Origin of the sequence: Serratia sp. JSRIV004 (assembly GCF_019968705.1) — a bacterium.
In the GTDB taxonomy this organism is placed as follows: Bacteria; Pseudomonadota; Gammaproteobacteria; order Enterobacterales; family Enterobacteriaceae; genus Chania; species Chania fonticola_B.
The window spans coordinates 4,681,378-4,698,863 of record NZ_CP074140.1 but is presented as its reverse complement, the minus strand read 5'-3'; the positions used below and the strand labels follow the sequence as shown (position 1 = coordinate 4,698,863).

Here is a 17,486-nt window from a genome sequence, read left to right as displayed (position 1 = left end):
ATGACGCCGCCCAGAGGTGAGGATCAGGCTACAATCTCGTAGCAAGGCACGTAGGCGGTTCCCGGCAGTTTCATGCGGTGCTGGGCGACAAAGCCCTGCAACAGGTTATCCATCTGCTTCATCATCAACGGATCGCCATGCAGCTTGTAAGGGCCGAACTGTTCGATGGCATGGATGCCGTTCTCCTTCACGTTACCCGCTACGATCCCTGAGAATGCACGGCGCAGGGCTGCAGCCAACTGTTCCGCCGGTTGATTCGGGTACAGGTTGAGGTTGGCCATGTTTTCATGGCTTGGCTCGAAGGGGAGCTGCAGGTCCGGTGCAATGCGCATCGACCAGTTAAAGCTGTAGGCATCACCGGTATTGCGGCGGTTTTCTTTCACCAGCGGCATGGCCTTTTTCATCTGACGGGCCACTTCGGCCGGATCGTCGATGATGATGGTGTAGTGACGGCGGGCCTTCTCGCCCAGCGTATTCATGATGAATTCGTCCAGCACGCGGAAATAATCGGCGCTCTCTTTCGGCCCGGTGAGGATCAGCGGCAGTACCTGCTCGCTATTTTCCGGGTTCATCAGAATGCCCAACAGATACAGCAGTTCTTCCGCTGTACCGACCCCGCCAGGGAAAATGATGATGCCGTGCGCGATCCGCACAAAGGCTTCCAGACGTTTTTCGATATCTGGCATGATCACCAGCTCGTTAACCAGTGGATTCGGCGGCTCGGCGGCAATAATGGAGGGCTCGGTCATGCCGATAAAGCGGCTGTTGTGGTAGCGCTGCTGCGCATGGCCGACGGCGGCCCCTTTCATTGGCGCTTCCATCGCCCCTGGCCCACAGCCGGTACAGATATTCAGCTCGCGCAGGCCCAGCTGGCTACCGACCTTACGGGCATAAAGATATTCGTTTTCATTGATCGAGTGGCCACCCCAGCACACCACCATATTCGGGTCTTCGTCGAGGTGAAGCGTGCGGGCATTACGCAGGATGGAGAACACCAGATTGGTGATATGAATGGAGTCTTCCGAATTCAGGTGTTGGAAACGCCCGGCGCTGTCAATTTGGCCGTGGACAAACAGGATATCGCGCAGCACCGCAAACAGGTTGGCCTGCAATGAACGAATAATGCGGCCATCAACAAAAGCCTCTTCTGGCGGGTTCACCAGCTCCAGTTTTACGCCGCGTTCACGGCGCAGTACGTTGATATCAAAGTTTTCATAACGCGATAGCAACTGTTTGCTGTTGTCGGTCTGGCTGCCGGAGTTTAACACCGCCAGGGAGCAGTTGCGGAACAAACGGTACAGGTCGCTGCTGGCGGTACGCTTCAGCATGTCTACTTCCAGCTGCGACAACAAATCCATAGCGCCAAGTGGGCTGATATGTGTAATCAAGGTAACTCCTTTGCGCCCATAAATAGGGCGATAATAATCCTTACCTGTCTCTGTGCACTGCGGTAAGAATTTTGTATTGCCTACTGGAATGCCTGAGCAAAAAGCGGGCACTCTTGATTTAACCTTACCGCCGTCTCCGGATTTTTACCAATACAAACCGCCTGTTAGCTCAGTTGTTGAGCATTATTGACGGGCCAGACGGCCATGCGCCGGTTCGAACGCCACATTGCTGCGCCAAGGGTTGATATCCAGACCACCGCGCCGGGTGTAGCGGGCATAAACGCTCAATTGTTGCGGCTGGCAGAAACGCAGCAGATCGTTAAAGATCCGCTCAACGCACTGTTCATGGAATTCGTTGTGATGACGGAACGAAACCAGATAGCGTAGCAGGGCTTCACGGTTGATCTGCGGACCGCGATAGCGGATTTGCACCGAGCCCCAATCGGGCTGGTTGGTGATCAGGCAGTTGGATTTCAGCAGATGGCTGACCAGCGTTTCCTCGACGATTTGGCTACCGGCTGCGCCTTCCAGGTAACCCGTGTCGAACTCGTAGTTATCAATGCTGATGTCTTGCTGGTCGAGGCATTCACCCTCCAACCGGGCGATAGGGCTGCCTTCAAGCCGATCGACGCTGAACAGGCTCACGCTGACATCCCCTTGTGCGCAGGCGGCGAGATCGCGTTGTAGCGTAGAGCGTACCGCTTCCCAGTCTGGGAAGTGGGTTTGGTTAAAGCTGTTGAGATAGAGCTTGAAGCTTTTGGACTCGATCAGGTTGACGCTGTTGGCATTCAGGCTGATTTCTCCCACCGCGACCTGCGGCAGCCCCTTGGCATTGAGCCAGGACAGTTCATACAGCGTCCAGATATCGGCACCGTGGAACGGCAGGTTATCGGGATAAAGCCCCAGCGGCTCCCGGTTCATGCTGCGAGGAACCGCTTGTAACAGTGAGGCATCGTAGCAGTCACGGTATGCGGTTGGCTTGCCCAGCGTCAGTGCCGCCAGAGCCTGATGATCTTGATAGGAGGACATGAGCTGTCACCTTGGTCTTAGATAGGTACAATAGGCACCAGTTTACCGTATGCGAGAAAAAATATGGACCATGATGTATCGCACGCCCTGTGTGAATTTACCCAGCGCTATGTCGACAAATGGCAGCAGCAGTATGGCCATGCCCCGGCTAGCCAGGAACTGTACGGCGTGGCTTCCCCCTGTATTGTCGAAAATCGCGATGATACGGTGCTGTGGCTGCCACAGCCTTTTACGCCAGCGGCCAGCCTGGAAAAGGTGGAGCAGGCGCTGGAACTGCAACTACAGCCGGATATCCACACCTTCTATACCCAACAGTATGCCGGGGATATGAATGCGGAGTTTGGCGAGCATCCGTTGACGCTATTGCAGGTCTGGAGTGAAGACGACTTTATTCGTCTGCAGGAGAATCTGATTGGGCATCTGGTGACGCAAAAACGCCTTAAGCTATCGCCTACGTTGTTCCTGGCGACCACAGAATCGGAAATGACGGTGGTGTCGCTGTGTAATGTCAGCGGCAACGTGCTGCTTGAGCAATTTGGCAGCAAAAAACGCACGCTATTAGCCGCCAGTTTGGGGGATTTTCTCAATGCTTTACGCCCCAGAGTTAATTAATCGGCTAATTTGCCTTTAGTGCGTGTGCGAGATCTCTTACAAAAGCTGTGAGAGATCGCTTTTAATTTTTCGATTTAGTTAGCCATTTTTTAATTATTAGTTATATATATCAGTTTGTTATGTATTTTTGCCGATGTAGGTTAAGTCAAGTTTACCGTAATCCGTCCTACATGCCCTTGTTAACGGGAAGGAAATAAGCGATCTTATGTCTACCGGAAGGAAGCCGGATGGAGCAGGAAAGCGTCAGGATGATGCAGCTTCAGGAAGAAGAAAGGGATGCACTCAGGAAGAGTGGAAAGGATTGGTATCAGGATGATACACAGGATGTTTCAGGATTGAAACCAAGGACACCTCCAGGACGGAGATAGAGAGCCAGCACAGGATTGTTGGTGGGTCAGGAAGGCCGAGGAACCGCGTCAGGATGATGTTAGAGGATTTTGCGAAGGATTGTTTTGGTCAGGATGGCCGAAAGGAAAAGTTTTCAGGGATTGAGCAGGGAGCACACTTGTAGCGGGATTAGCTATAAAACGAACCGGGGGCACTGTTAACGCAGTGCCCCCAACTTTTTGTCTGGAGCAAAGGCCAGACAGCAAATCCTGCCTGACTTCCCCCCCTTAAGGTTTACCCGATTGCCCCCAACGTATCGCCTGTGCTTTGTTTCTTCGGTAGCAGGAACAGCGTGGCGAAAATATCCAACAGGTAAATAGCGGCCAGCAGGCTGATCGCGGCGGTAAAGGAAACCTGAGTGACCAGCGCACCGATCACCAATGGCCCCAACCCACCGACGCCGCGGCCCAGGTTGAACAGGATATTCTGCGCCGTGGCGCGAGCCTGTACCGGGTAGGTGTCAGAAATCAGCGCGCCGTAGCCGCCAATCATCCCGTTAACGAATACTCCCATCAGTGCACCCGCAAACAGCATCAGCGTGGGATCGGTGAGTTGCGCATAGCTTATGACCATCACCACAGCGCCAACCTGATAAATGACAAAGATGATCCAACGGGGAAAGCGGTCGGCCAATACGCCGAACAGCCAGATACCGAAGGTCATACCGATCACCGTGACTCCCGTCCAGACGCCGGATTTGGTCAGCGAGAAGCCAAAGTTTTTGGCCAGATAGGTCGGCATCCAGATCATCAGCCCGTAATAGCCAAAGTTCTGCACCGAGCAGAGGATAAAGATCCCCAGGCTGGCCTTGCCGGTGGCGCGATCCTTAAATAGCAGCTTTAATCGTTGAGTAAAGGAGAGCTGCTGTTCGCTGGTTTTTTGCTGTGTAAACGCTTTGGGTTCGCCCATGGTTCGGCGAATAAGGAAGGAAACCAGCGCCGGCAGCAGGCCTACCAGGAACATGCCACGCCAGCCGATATAAGGCAGCAACAGCGGAGTGAGGAAGGCCGCGGCAAGTACACCGAGCTGCCAACCCATGCCCACATAAGCCGAGGCACGGTTACGCTTCTCAGCGGGCCAGGCTTCGGCGATCAACGCCATGCCAATACCGAATTCGCCACCCAGCCCAATCCCGGCAAGGGTGCGATAGGCCAGCAAGTCCCAGTAGCCGACGGCAACGGCGCACAGGCCGGTAAACAGCGAAAACATCAGGATAGTGATGGTCAGCACGCGGATGCGGCCAAAACGGTCGCTGAGATGGCCGAAGATCACGCCGCCAATCACTGCGCCGATCAATGTCCAGGTCACCAGCGAACCGGCTTGTGATGAGGTGAGACCCAGCTCAGTGGTGATCACCGGCAGCATAAAGCCGAGTATCAACAGATCGAAGCCGTCCATAGCATAACCGGTAACCGAAGCCAGCATGGCTTTACCGGGCGTAGCGTGATTTTTATTGAGTGATGTTGCGGGCATGTCTTTTATCATGTGTGATTTTTGGGTGCGCGTATTGTGCCGTGCCAGGCATGGCGCCACCAGATAAAATTGGGTGCTTTGGGCTTAAATGTTATGCTTTGCGGCTTGCAGCCGTAGGCTGATTAACATGCTTAAATTGTTCGGGAATGTCGATGAGTATATCCAACCAGGTTCGCCACAATTTACAGGCGATTGAACAGTCCATGCGCGATCTGACGCTGTGGCAGTTGACGCCGCCAGAAGCCGAGGCTTTTGCCAGCACGGAACCCTTTTGCATCGACAGCATGCAGGCCGAAGAGTGGTTGCAGTGGATACTGTTGCCAAGGATGCATGCGCTGCTCGATGCTAATGCGCCACTGCCAACGCGTTTTGCCATCACCCCCTATTTTGAAGAAGCGTTAAAGGATAAACAGCCGAACTGCCTGCCGCTGCTGTTGCTGTTACAACAGCTGGATTCACTGCTCAATATCGAGCTGTAATCGCGCTGCATTCTACACCTGCAATCTGCAATTCGCCGGTATGGCTAAAATAGAGTTTCCACCGCCGTGTGCAACTAGTAGATAATGTGCACATTACCGCGAGTCACCAAGGAGGGTTTCTCATGTTGAGACAAAATATATTCGGTTGGTCGGGGATTGCGCTAGGCGGCCTGGCGCTGTTATTGGCGATGGTGCATTTCTATGCCGGGCCATTTGCCCCTCAGCAGACGTTGGAAAGCCTTGTTGCGGGTAAAGCGGTGGCTATCAAAGAATCACTGCTGGCCTCATTGGCTGGCCAGCAAATCCCTGAAAAGGTCTCGCGGCCTCATTATGATGTGGATCGGATTTTGAAGATCGTCACTGCCGTATTGGCTGTGGGGGCCGTGATCCTGGGCGCCATTGCTGGTGTGTGTAAGGAAAATCCGCGCGCGGTTTCCGCTGCGGTATTGCTCGGTATTGGCACGCTGGCTTTTCAAATTGCCATGTTTGCTTTTGGCGTGATCATGACCATTCTTCTTATTGTGTTGGTATTGTCACTGATTTCTGGAATGGGTGTAGGCTGTTAGCTGCTTAGGCTCCGTCGTCGGAAACCTTGTCTCTGGGTGTCTTTCAAGGATTATAAAGGTGCTGCAATCATGGATTTGCTGAAGTTTATCCTCCGTTTGCCTTTTACGTTGATAAAAGGCCTGTTCCGCCTGTTGGCCCTGGTTTTTGGCCTGTTGGGGCGGCTGTTCAAGCCGGTGGTGGGCAACCTGAACTGGAATGCACCTGCCTGGTGGGCAGCGGTATCCGGCGGGGTGAGGCGCGGCTTCCTGCGGCTGGAAGGTGGGGTAGACAAATATCCCAAAGCCATTAGCCTGTCGTTGCTGGTGCTGTTGTGCGCCGCGGGTGGCGCCTTCTACGGATGGCACTGGTGGCTGAATCGGCCACAGCCGATTGAACCGGCACCGATGGTGTACCAGGAAACCAGCGTGCGGGTATCCGATCCTGAGCCGGTTAACTTTGCCGTGCAGAAATCTGCGCCGCAGCAGGTCACCCTCACCTTTAGAAACTCCGTGGCACCGTTGACCGATGCTGGCAAGGTCGTGGAAAAAGGCATCTCCATCAGCCCGGCCCTTGAAGGGCAGTGGAAGTGGAATAACGCCTGGACCCTGGTCTTCACGCCGAAAAACCTATTGCCGATGGGCAGCAAATATGAGGTTAAGCTCGAGCCTGCCGTGTTGCTGGCCCCGCAGATTAAACTCGCCAACACCCACTACAGCTTTAGTGCCCCGGCTTTTGACTATCAACTTGGGCAAGCTGAGTATTATCAAGACCCACAAGATCCGCAAAAGCGCAGCGCTATCTTCAACGTCAAATTCAATGCGCCAGTGGACGTGGCCAGCTTTGAAAAGCAGATCGCCATGGGGTTGATCGAAGCCAACGCCAAATCTGAAAAGAAACTTAATTTCTCCCTGGTTTACGATGCCAAGAAGCTGAACGCCTGGGTGCATTCTGAACCGCTGAAAGCGCTGGATCACGGTGGTAAAGTGCATCTGGTACTGGGCAAGGGCATCAAGTCGGTGGTGTCTGCCAATGAGATCGCTCAATCGAAAGACAGCTGGGTGTCGGTGCCAACTCTGTATAGCCTCACTGTGAAGGACGCTAGCGCCCAGGTGGTCGATAGCGATGGCAGCAAAGGCCAGCGTGCGCTGATCGTCGCCTTCAGCGATGCGATCAAAGACAAAGATGCCGGGCGCGCGGTCAAGGCCTGGCTGTTGCCGCAGCATAATCCTAACGATTCCGAAGCCAGTAACGAACCGGACGATTTTTATCAGTGGGGCGGGACCGAGAGCATCGAAAACAGCGTGATGGCCCAGTCTACGCCGCTGACGCTGACCCTGAATGAAGCGGAAGAGACCTATCAACCGCAGTTCAGCTTCAAGTTTGACGCACCGGCTCACCGCTTTATGCTGCTGGAGATCACTAACCTGATGACCTCTTCGGGCGGCTATAAAATGCCGGAGAAGGTCTACCGTATCGTCGAAGTACCAGACTTCCCGAAAACCTTGCAGTTTATGTCACAGGGTTCTCTGCTGTCGGTGAATGGTGACAAGCAAATCAGCGTGGCGGCGCGTAACGTGCCCGGCCTGCGTCTGGATATCAAGCGGGTGATCCCAAGCCAGCTGCAGCATATCGTCTCATTCAAAAGCAGCGAATACACTTCGGCCCAGTTCAACCAGCTTAACGATGAATATTTTACCGAACACTTTAACTATCAAACGGTCATCAACAACGATCAGCCGGGTGAAGTAAGCTATAAGGGCATAGATCTCTCACGTTACCTGTCCACCAGCACGGATTCCCATCGCGGCGTGTTCCTGCTGACGCTGTCGGAATGGCAGCCGGAAAAGAAAAAGACGCAGGCCGCAGAGGATGAAGGCGATCAGGGCGAGCAAGAAGGGGATGATTCACCTAGCGTGGGAGATTCGCGCTTTGTTGTCGTCACCGATCTGGGCATCATTGCCAAACGCTCGCAGGATAAAACGCGTGATGTGTTTGTCCAATCTATCCACAGCGGTGCACCAGTCGGTAACGCCAAGGTTTCGGTGATCGCCAAAAACGGCGTGACGCTGCTCAGCCAGGTGACCGATGCCAATGGGCACGTGCGTTTCCCATCGTTGGACGTGTATACCAACGAACGTCAGCCGGTGATGTTCTTGGTCGAAAAAGAGGGCGATGTGTCCTTCTTGCCGACCACCCGCTACAACGACCGCGGGCTGGATTTCTCCCGCTTTGATATTGAAGGCGAAGAAACTCCGATCGATCCACGCACCCTGAGCAGTTATCTGTTCTCCGATCGTGGCGTGTACCGTCCGGGCGATACCTTCAATATTGGTCTGATTACCCGTGCTGCCGATTGGGGCGTAGCCCTGGCTGGCGTACCGGTACGTGCCGAGATCCGCGATCCGCGCGACAAATTGATGACAACGGTGCCGCTGACTCTCGGTGGCAGTGGTTTCAATGAATTGAGTTACACCACCGACGAGAATGCGCCAACGGGCGAATGGAACGTCTACCTGTATCTGATTGGCAAGAATAACGACACTTCCACCTTGCTCGGCCATACCGCCGTCAACGTAAAAGAGTTTGAGCCAGACCAACTGAAGGTGAAGCTGGAGTTGACGCCGAACCGCCAGCAAGGGTGGGTGAAACCTTCTGAGCTGCAGGCGAACATCGATGTGCAGAACCTGTTTGGCACGCCTGCCCAGGATCGCCGAGTTACCTCGAAGCTGACGCTACGGCCAATGTATCCAAGCTTCGATCGCTTTCCGGATTACGCCTTCTTTGAGAACCGCCAGAATAGCGACGGTTTTGAAACCGAGCTGGAAGACCGTACCACCAACGAGCAGGGCGTGGCGAATATCCCACTGGATCTGAAGTCCTATGCGGATGCCACCTATCAGCTACAACTGCTGTCAGAAGCCTTTGTAGCGGGTGGCGGGCGTTCCGTTGCCGCCACCGCTCGGGTGCTGGTATCGCCGTATGACTATCTGGTAGGCGTGAAGCCAGACGGTGATTTAGGCTATATCAACCGGGGTTCGGCGCGAAATCTGAACGTGATTGCCGTCGATCCTTCCCTGAAACAGATTGCACTCGCCGATCTGAAGCAGGTGTTGATCGAGCAGAAATACATCTCGGTGCTGACCAAGCAGGATTCTGGCGTTTATAAATACCAATCGAAGATGAAAGAGGTGCAGTTGTCCGAGCAGCCGTTGGCGCTGAGCGAGCAGGGCACCGATCTGACCTTGGCAACCGACACCCCGGGTGACTTTGTTCTGGTGATCGAAGATGCACAGGGCAAGGTGCTCAACCGTATCGCCTATAGCGTGGCGGGCAATGCCAACCTCAGCCGTTCGCTGGATCGCAATGCCGAACTGAAGCTGAAACTGAACCAGGCGGAATATCAGCCGGGTGAAGAAATTGAAGTGGCGATCAACGCGCCTTATACCGGCAGCGGTTTGATCACCATCGAAAAAGACCGTGTCTATGCCTGGCAGTGGTTCCACACCGATACCACCAGCTCGGTGCAGAAAATCCGGGTTCCGGCCGGGATGGAAGGCAACGGGTATATCAACGTGCAGTTTGTGCGCGACGTGAACTCCAGCGAGATCTTTATGAGCCCGCTGAGCTATGGCGTCATGCCGTTTAAAATCAGCACCAAAGCCCGGCAAAACGGCCTGGAAATAGTGACGCCTGAGGTGATTAAGCCGGGTGATAACCTGACGATTACGGTGAAAACCGATGGTCCACAGCAGGTGGCACTGTTTGCCGTAGATGAAGGGATCTTGCAGGTAGCGCGTTACCGCCTGAAAGATCCGCTGGAGTACTTCTTCCGTAAGCGTGAGCTGAGTGTGGAAAGCTCGCAGATCCTCGATCTGATCCTGCCGGAATTCAGCAAGCTGATGGCGCTTTCTGCGGCACCGGGCGGTGATGCGGGTGAAGGGCTGGATCTCAACCTGAATCCTTTCAAGCGCAAGCGCGACAAGCCGGTGGCCTACTGGTCTGGCATTACCGAAGTGAACGGCGAGAAGCAGTTTACCTATCCGGTGCCGGATTACTTCAACGGCAAGATCCGCGTGATGGCCATTTCGGTTACGCCAAGCAAAATCGGCAAGGCCCAAACCTCCGCGACGGTACGTGACAACTTCATCATGACGCCGAATGTGCCTTATATGGTGGCACCGGGGGATGAGTTTGATGTCAGCGTAGGGGTTAGCAATAACCTCGAAGGGTTGAACGGAAAGCCTGTGGCGATCGCCGTGCAATTGACGCCGCCACCGCAGTTGGAAGTGGTGAGTAAGGCCGAGCAAAGCCTGTCATTGGCGGAGAAGCGTGAAGGTGTGATCACCTTCCGCCTGCGTGCCAAGGCGGCACTGGGTGATGCTCCGTTGGTGTTTGATGCGCGTTACGGTGATAAAACCAGCCGCCGTACCGTTAGCACCTCGGTACGCCCGGCAATGCCTTTCCGCACCCAGACGGTGATGGGCCGGATGAGCGGTAGCAGCCAGAATATTGATAATCTGCGGCAGATGTTTGATGCCTATGCGCAGCGTAGCGCGGCGGTATCTCACTCCCCGTTGGTGCTGACCAACGGCCTGGCGCAGTATCTGGCGGATTATCCGTACTACTGTTCTGAGCAGATCGTCAGCCGTTCCATTCCGCTGATCATGCAAAGCCAGCATCCGGAAATGAAAAGCAGCCTGAGCCAGGCCGAAGTCAGCAAACAGCTGAAAAACCTGCTCGGCGTACTGCGTTCCCGCCAGAACGACAGCGGGGCCATTGGTGCCTGGCGTTCATCGCCGGAAACCGATCCTTTCGTCACGCCATACGTGGTGCAATACCTGCTGGAAGCCAAAGCGGCGGGTTATGCTTTGCCGGTGGGAATGCTGGAAGATGCCAACGGTGCGCTGCGTGAACTGGCAGCCAACCGTTATGATGATATGTACCATCTGCGTCTGCGTACCTGGGCAGTCTACCTGCTGACCTTGCAGGGCGAAATTACCACCAACTCGCTGGCCTCGGTGCAGGATACGTTGCAGAAACTGTATCCAGACAGCTGGAAAACCGATCTGAGTGCCCTGTATCTGGCATCGTCTTACCGTCTGCTGAAAATGGACGATGAGGCGAATGCCTTGCTGCAACCTAGCTGGAAGCAACTGAGCAAAGCCTATGACAAAGGCTGGTGGACGCAGAATTACTTCGATCCGCTGGTGCAGGACGCAACGCGTCTGTACCTGATCGCTCGCCACTTCCCGGAGAAGGTGTCTTCCATCCCTCCGCAGGTGCTGGAGAACATGGTCAAGGCGTTGAAAGAAGAGCGCTACACCACCTATTCTTCGGCGATGAGTATCCTGGCGCTGGAAAGCTACTCGGCTCAGGTGGCGGCGCAGGCCAATACTAGCGATTCGCTGACGATTGCGCAGAGCGGCAAGCAAGGTAACGTCGATCCGCAGGTGATTTCAGAGATGATAGGGCTGTTTGCCAAAGGCCAGTTTACGGCCGAGGCCAAGGCTATCCGTTTTACCAACAGCGCCGACGCTCCGGCCTGGTATGTGGTCACTCAGGCCGGTTACGATCTGGCTGCTCCACAGAAAGCCATTGCTCGCGGTTTGGAAATTACCCGTGATTACACCGATGAACAGGGCAAACCGGTCACTCAGGTAACGTTAGGACAGAAGATCAACGTTCATCTGAAAATCCGCGCCAATTCGAAAGAAGGGCAGAGCAACCTGGCGATTGTCGATCTGCTGCCTGGCGGATTTGAAGTGGTGCAGCAAACGGCACCAGAGCCAGAATCGACCGGCGAAGACGGTGAAGCCAGCGAGAATACGGATGCAGGGTGGCAGTCACCACTGGCTGCCTCGGGCTCCACTTGGGCACCTGATTACAGTGATATCCGCGAAGACCGGGTGATTATCTATGGTAGCGCCAGCACCGATGTGCAGGAGTTTGTCTACCAGATTAAAGCGACCAACACCGGTAGCTTTGCGATCCCTCCGGCTTATGGCGAAGCCATGTACGATCGTGAAGTGCAGGCCATGTCGGCCAGCAGCGGTAAACTGGTGGTTGTACCGGCGGAAAGTCAATAAGCCATCGCGATGCCCCGCAGCGTTGAGCTGCGGGGTTCGTGGGTATCGAGACTCCATGAAAATCCTTCCTGTATCTGCTGTGGCAAAACGCTGGCTGCAAAATATCCTGATGGCGGTATTTCTGCTGGCGCTGGGCCTGGTAGGTGCCCGGCTGTGGCCGCATCCTCCTCTTTCGCAGGGCGTGCCCTTCTCTACGGTTTACTACGATCGCCACGGGACGCTGATGCGCCTCACGTTGGCCAATGACGACCGTTATCGCCTGTGGACGCCGTTGGAAAAGATCTCGCCGTTGGCGGTGCAGGGTATTTTGCTGCATGAAGATCGCTGGTTCTATTACAACCCCGGATTTAACCCCGTCAGTCTGCTGCGTGGCTTTTGGCGCAGCTACGTAGCCGGCGGCAAAATGCAGGGCGGTTCGACCATCACCATGCAGCTGGCGCGCATGCATTGGCATCTGAATACCCGTACACCCGGCGGTAAACTGATGCAGGTTCTGCGGGCCGTGCAGTTGGAACTCAGCTACTCCAAGCACGATATTCTGGAAGCCTATCTCAATTACGCCCCCTATGGCCGCAATATTGAAAGCATCGGTGCGGCCAGCCTGATCTATTTTGCCAAGGCACCGCAGGATCTGACCTTGCCGGAGGCGCTGACGCTCTCGGTGTTACCGCAGTCACCCAGCTATCGTATCGATCCTAAAACCGGCGTGTTGGGGCAAGCCCTGACGCAGGCCCGTAACCGCCTGTTTCAACGCTGGCAGGGCGTGTATAGCACCGACAGTAGTCAGCGTGCCTTGTTTCAACTCCCTTTGGCACTGCGCCAACCAGAACGGATGCCGTACATTGCTCCACACTTTATCGAACAGTTGCGTCAACAGACCCAGCAGTTAGTGCAGTTGGATACCCGTGTGGATACCACGTTGGATGCCGGGCTCCAGCGGCTGATCGAAAGGCAGGTGAACGCGTTTATCGTCCGTAACCAGAGCCGGGGGATCCATAATGCCTCGGTGCTGTTGGTGGATAGCCGTGATATGGGGATAAGGGCGCTGGTAGGCTCTGCCGATTATTACAACCGCGAGATCCAGGGGCAGGTGAACGGGACCAATGCCAAGCGCTCCCCTGGTTCGACCCTCAAGCCCTTTATTTATGCTTTGGGGATGGAGCAGGGCGTACTGCATCCGATGACCATCCTGAAGGACGTGCCTTCATCCTTTGGCGCCTATGCGCCAGAAAACTTTGACCGACGTTTCCTGGGGCCGGTAACGGCGACGGATGCGTTGAATTTCAGCCGTAATATTCCAGCGGTGTACGTAGCTTCACAACTACGGCAACCGACGTTTTACCAGTTTTTAAGCCTGTCCGGCATCGCCAACCTGGCCAGTGAAAACCATTATGGATTGTCGCTGGTGTTGGGGGGCGGTGAAATCACTGCTCAGGAACTGGCGAAGCTGTATGCGCTGTTGGCTAACCGGGGCGCATTGCGCCCATTACGGATGCAAAAGAGTGATGCCTATCCGCCACCAATCCGTTTGCTCAGCGAAGAAGCCAGCTTTACTACGCTGGATATGCTGCGCCAGCACCGCCGGCCTGGTGATACTTTGGCACAACGCTCGTCATCCCTGCCGGTCTATTGGAAAACAGGGACCTCCTGGGGCTTCCGCGATGCCTGGAGCGTCGGGATCTTCGGGCCTTACGTGCTGGTGGTATGGGAAGGGAATTTCGACAGCAGAGGCAACAACGTGTTTGTGGGGGCCGATGCGGCAGCCCCGTTATTTTTCAATATTATCGACAGCATTAACGCCAGCTATCCGGCCTTGCAGGAGCCGAAACACTCCTTCCCGAAACAGTTGAAGCGGGTGGATATTTGCTTGGCTAGCGGCAACCTGCCGACGCAGTGGTGCCAGCAAAAAGGCAAAACCTGGTTTATCCCCGGCAAGTCGCCGATCAAGGTCGATACCGTCTATCGCCCGGTGGTGTTGGATATTCACAGCGGTGAGGTGGCCTGCCCGCCGTATGATGAAACACAAACCCGCACCGAAGTGTTTGAGTTCTGGCCTTCCGATCTGGCTAACGTGTTTGCGCAGGCTGGATTACCCAAGCGAGCTCCGCCGGTAAACCATTGCAAGGATAATGCGGTGGCGATGGGGGGCAGCCCGCCGCGCATTACCTCGCCGCTGAAAAATACTACCTATACCTTGCGGCAATCGCAGCAGGGGCGTGACAAAATCTCCTTCAATGCGGTGACGGATGCGGACAGTAAAATGGTGTATTGGTTTGTCGATGATATTTATCTTGGCAGCAGCGGCAGTAAAACCGCCATCGATTGGCGGCCGGTCAACAATGGCCAGTATCGCATCCGGGCGGTGGACGATCATGGCCGGGCCGATAGCCGCCTGATCACCATTGAGCTGGTGAACTAAGATGCCTCTCCTCTCACCCTAACCCTCTCCCACAGGGAGAGGGACAGAACGAGCGTGTTTGAAATGGTAGTGACTTACCTTGGATAAAGAAGGTTATTGAGTTTGCTTCTACTTCCAAAACAGCTTTAGAGTTTGCTTGAGATTTTCTCTTTACTGCCAAAAGAGCAGGGCCATCAGCTCGCTATCCTTGCGAAAGAGGGTTGGGATGAGGGGGCGTAAATGCCCGCTTTCTGCGCCATCGTCTGCAAATGACCAAAAACATTACCAACGCGTAAGCCGTTATGCTCATACTCGTTGGTGATCCACGGCGTCAAATTACCCACCTGTTGCGCCGTCGCCAGCGAGAGCTGCAAATCGACATACATATCGCTGAAATAAATGGCGGCGAATACCGGTACCCGATTGTCGAGCAGGCGATCGCTGTTATACAGCGGTGACCACACGCGGCGATCGGCCAGCAACTTAACGGGTTCATTGAAGGGGCGCAGAGCGGCGATCTCGGTGAACATCCAGGGATAGATCATTTCCCCGGTCAGGTAAAGCGGGCGCCGATCTTCGGCGAAAGCATCGAAGTTGCCCCGTTGCCGCTGGGCGGCCCAATTGGTGGCCTTATCCTGTGCGTAGATACTTTCATGCAGCGCGGCAAACAGCGGATTCTCCGCGTAGCTGGTCAACGCCATTACCTGTGACAAAAAGGTGTCGCTGAATTCACCGTCCGGGTTGAAGGCTTCGTCAAACAGCCAAAGTAGCCGCTCGTAACCTTCACTCATGCCAAGATCGATCCCCAGGCTTTGCAGGCGGCGTATGGTCAGCCGGTCGCCATCGGGCAACAACACCTCTTCCTGCTCTAGTTTGTCGGCAATCTGACCGATAAGCGGCTCCAGATGTGGGTAACGCTGATAGAAGATGCGATTTTTGGCGATCACCTGCGGATAGGTATGAGCGTAGACTTCATCGGCATCGGGCTGCAGGCTTGCCAGGCCGCCGGTCATAAAGCAGCAGTGGAGACCTTCCGGCGCCTGAGAAAGATAGGTCAGCGTGATAAAGCCGCCATAGCTTTGCCCCAGCGTGCTCCACGGGCGATCGCCAAAGCAGTTTTTACGCAGATATTCGGCATCGCTCACTATCGAGTCGGCGCGGAAGCAGGCCAGGTAATCTGCCGCCTGGTGGGCGGTTAGCCCGGCCAGACTCTTACCTTCAATGCGGCTGCTGCGCCCGGTGCCACGCTGATCGAGCAGGATCACCCGATAGCTTTTGAGGGCTTCGGCGATCCAACTGCTGCGTGCCGTAGGGCGTGGGCTTTTCCCTCCGGGACCACCTTGTAAAAACAGCAGACAAGGGAGTTGTTCATCACGGCGTAACGGGTCAACCAACTCACGGGCAAAGATCTCAATGGTGCGGGTATCCTTGTTATTGAACCAATTCAGCGGGACCTGGACCAGGTGTTCACGCACCCAGATCGCTGGCAACAAATATTCTCGTTCAACGCTCATGTTTTTCTCTCCCTATTATGGTGTTCTCTTTTTTCTGCCGGTTATTTTAATGCCATATCGGTGTTTACGCGGAGCGTTCAGATCTACTCTATTTTATCGATAAGCAACAATAGTCCGGAGTTTGAAGAGTGAACATCAGCGTAACAGGAGGAATGAACTTAGCAAATGCATGGGTGATTAAATTTTAGTCAAAATGTGCAAGAGTGTGACTGAATAAGTATTCTTGACTGATGAATATAAAGGGAGTGCTGGTGGCAGTGGGAGCCACCAGTCAACATCGAGCGGGCTCAGCCGTTATCTATGACGTCGGCAGCAAGGAACTCAAAGGGAGGGCTGGTTTTAAACTCAGCGGAAACTTCACCGGTAAAATCTGCCATCTCATCTTTACCCAGCGTCAGCTTTTTAACCGGAGCGCCGGCAGCAAAGTTGACCCGTTTCAGGTCTACCCAAAAAGTACTGCTGCCCAGTGCCGATTCAAAGTAGTACAGCTTGTTCTTTTGATCGGCCAGGGTGCGCCAACGAGTGGAAGAAATATTGGGTTCTTCAGGGGTCGTGATGCCAAAGGGCACAGAAACATTGCGCATAACGCTCAGCACGCTAGAGGCTGCCAGCCTGGCCTGATGATATTTCGGGATAGCGTTGATATAAAACTGTGCGCGTACAAAACGGTCGGCAGCACGGTTTGTGCCAGGCAGCATGACGTTACCCCCAATCCCTTGCCAGTATTTGGTGATGGCCAACTGCTGATCGAAGGTAGGGGAATTGGTCAGGACCTGATAGTCGCGGCTATGGTGAATCACTAATTTGCCGTTAATGTATTCGAAAATGGCACTGTCCCCACTGGCATCGGACAACGACAAATGAAGGGAGGCCAAACGTTCCTGGCCAGGCACACCGCCGGTCACAACGATAAAAGGGGCCTTTTCCAGTGAGTTAACCGCTTCTTGCACCGTGGCGAAGTTATCCAACGCATACTGTGCCCATGCTGCCAATGATAAGGTTGGCTGCTCGCCATCGAATGCCGGGTATTGAGATTCCACCAACCACAGCATATTGGCCACCAGACCTTTTTCATTCATACCATCGGTGGTTGCAACACCATAGGCGGAAGTCACGACGCTGCCGTATTTAGATGTCCATTTGATCGAGTTGCTGCCTGCATTACCACTGCGCTCCATTCCTTGCGGGAAAATCCACAGGTCAGAGTGCAGCTGTTCTTTCCAGTCCATAGTGCGGCCGGTGATCACCAGATTACCTTCGCCGTGGTAGACCGCGCGAGTACAGGCCATTGCCAACTGTGGTGAAAACAGAATGCCGCACATGGACAATAAAAGGGGGGTTATCAAAAGCGTTATATTCCAACTCACCGTTATCTCTCCTTGCTACTTTTTGTACAGTGTAGGCACTACTGACCCGTGGGGCAAAAACGAGAGCGCCAAACGGGATTTTCGTTTCGTTATTATTTATGTTTGACGATAGAATCAATCAATTACCTATCTCCTTGCCCCTGCAAACCGGCCAGCAGGCTGCAGCTTGCAGGGGCAAGGAGATAAAATGCATGATTAATCTATGGA

General features: G+C 54.5%; 10 protein-coding genes. 5 read left to right on the top strand and 5 right to left on the bottom strand.

Translation table 11 applies throughout. The annotated features are described in order from the left end of the window. Positions 1-23 precede the first annotated feature (23 nt). On the bottom strand, positions 24-1,388 hold the full coding sequence (ppnN, locus tag KGP21_RS22395; protein WP_021179892.1) for a nucleotide 5'-monophosphate nucleosidase PpnN: 1,365 nt from the start codon (positions 1,386-1,388) through the stop codon (positions 24-26). A gap of 183 nt (positions 1,389-1,571) precedes the next feature. Then, positions 1,572-2,417 (bottom strand): NADPH-dependent 7-cyano-7-deazaguanine reductase QueF, encoded by an 846-nt coding sequence (queF, locus tag KGP21_RS22390; protein ID WP_059201647.1) that lies wholly within the window; start codon positions 2,415-2,417, stop codon positions 1,572-1,574. Between the two features lie 63 nt (positions 2,418-2,480). Here queF and syd point away from each other — a divergent pair, with 63 nt between their 5' ends. After that, entirely contained in the window at positions 2,481-3,029 is a 549-nt protein-coding gene (gene syd / locus KGP21_RS22385; protein ID WP_021806117.1) for a SecY-interacting protein, read from the top strand. A gap of 621 nt (positions 3,030-3,650) precedes the next feature. Here the strand turns inward: syd and KGP21_RS22380 are convergent. Continuing rightward, complete coding sequence (locus KGP21_RS22380; RefSeq protein ID WP_021179895.1) at positions 3,651-4,889, bottom strand: MFS transporter; 1,239 nt, start codon at positions 4,887-4,889, stop codon at positions 3,651-3,653. A 152-nt stretch (positions 4,890-5,041) separates the two neighbouring features. Between KGP21_RS22380 and KGP21_RS22375 the strand changes: the two genes are divergently transcribed. From KGP21_RS22375 to pbpC, 4 genes are all read left to right on the top strand, one after another. After that, positions 5,042-5,368: a YqcC family protein gene (locus KGP21_RS22375; protein WP_021179896.1), complete on the top strand. Its 327-nt coding sequence runs from the start codon at positions 5,042-5,044 to the stop codon at positions 5,366-5,368. A 122-nt stretch (positions 5,369-5,490) separates the two neighbouring features. Continuing rightward, positions 5,491-5,934, top strand: a complete 444-nt coding sequence (locus tag KGP21_RS22370; RefSeq protein ID WP_021806116.1) for a hypothetical protein — start codon at positions 5,491-5,493, stop codon at positions 5,932-5,934. A 69-nt stretch (positions 5,935-6,003) separates the two neighbouring features. Beyond that, positions 6,004-12,000, top strand: coding sequence for an alpha-2-macroglobulin (locus KGP21_RS22365; RefSeq protein WP_223498283.1), 5,997 nt, complete (start codon positions 6,004-6,006; stop codon positions 11,998-12,000). Between the two features lie 55 nt (positions 12,001-12,055). Continuing rightward, positions 12,056-14,419: a penicillin-binding protein 1C gene (pbpC, locus tag KGP21_RS22360; RefSeq protein ID WP_179253219.1), complete on the top strand. Its 2,364-nt coding sequence runs from the start codon at positions 12,056-12,058 to the stop codon at positions 14,417-14,419. Positions 14,420-14,592: 173 nt separating this feature from the next. On the opposite strand, the gene KGP21_RS22355 is transcribed toward pbpC, so the two are convergent. Continuing rightward, positions 14,593-15,912: an alpha/beta fold hydrolase gene (locus tag KGP21_RS22355; RefSeq protein WP_094981695.1), complete on the bottom strand. Its 1,320-nt coding sequence runs from the start codon at positions 15,910-15,912 to the stop codon at positions 14,593-14,595. A 287-nt stretch (positions 15,913-16,199) separates the two neighbouring features. After that, entirely contained in the window at positions 16,200-17,234 is a 1,035-nt protein-coding gene (locus KGP21_RS22350; protein ID WP_218520359.1) for a linear amide C-N hydrolase, read from the bottom strand. Positions 17,235-17,486 lie beyond the last annotated feature (252 nt).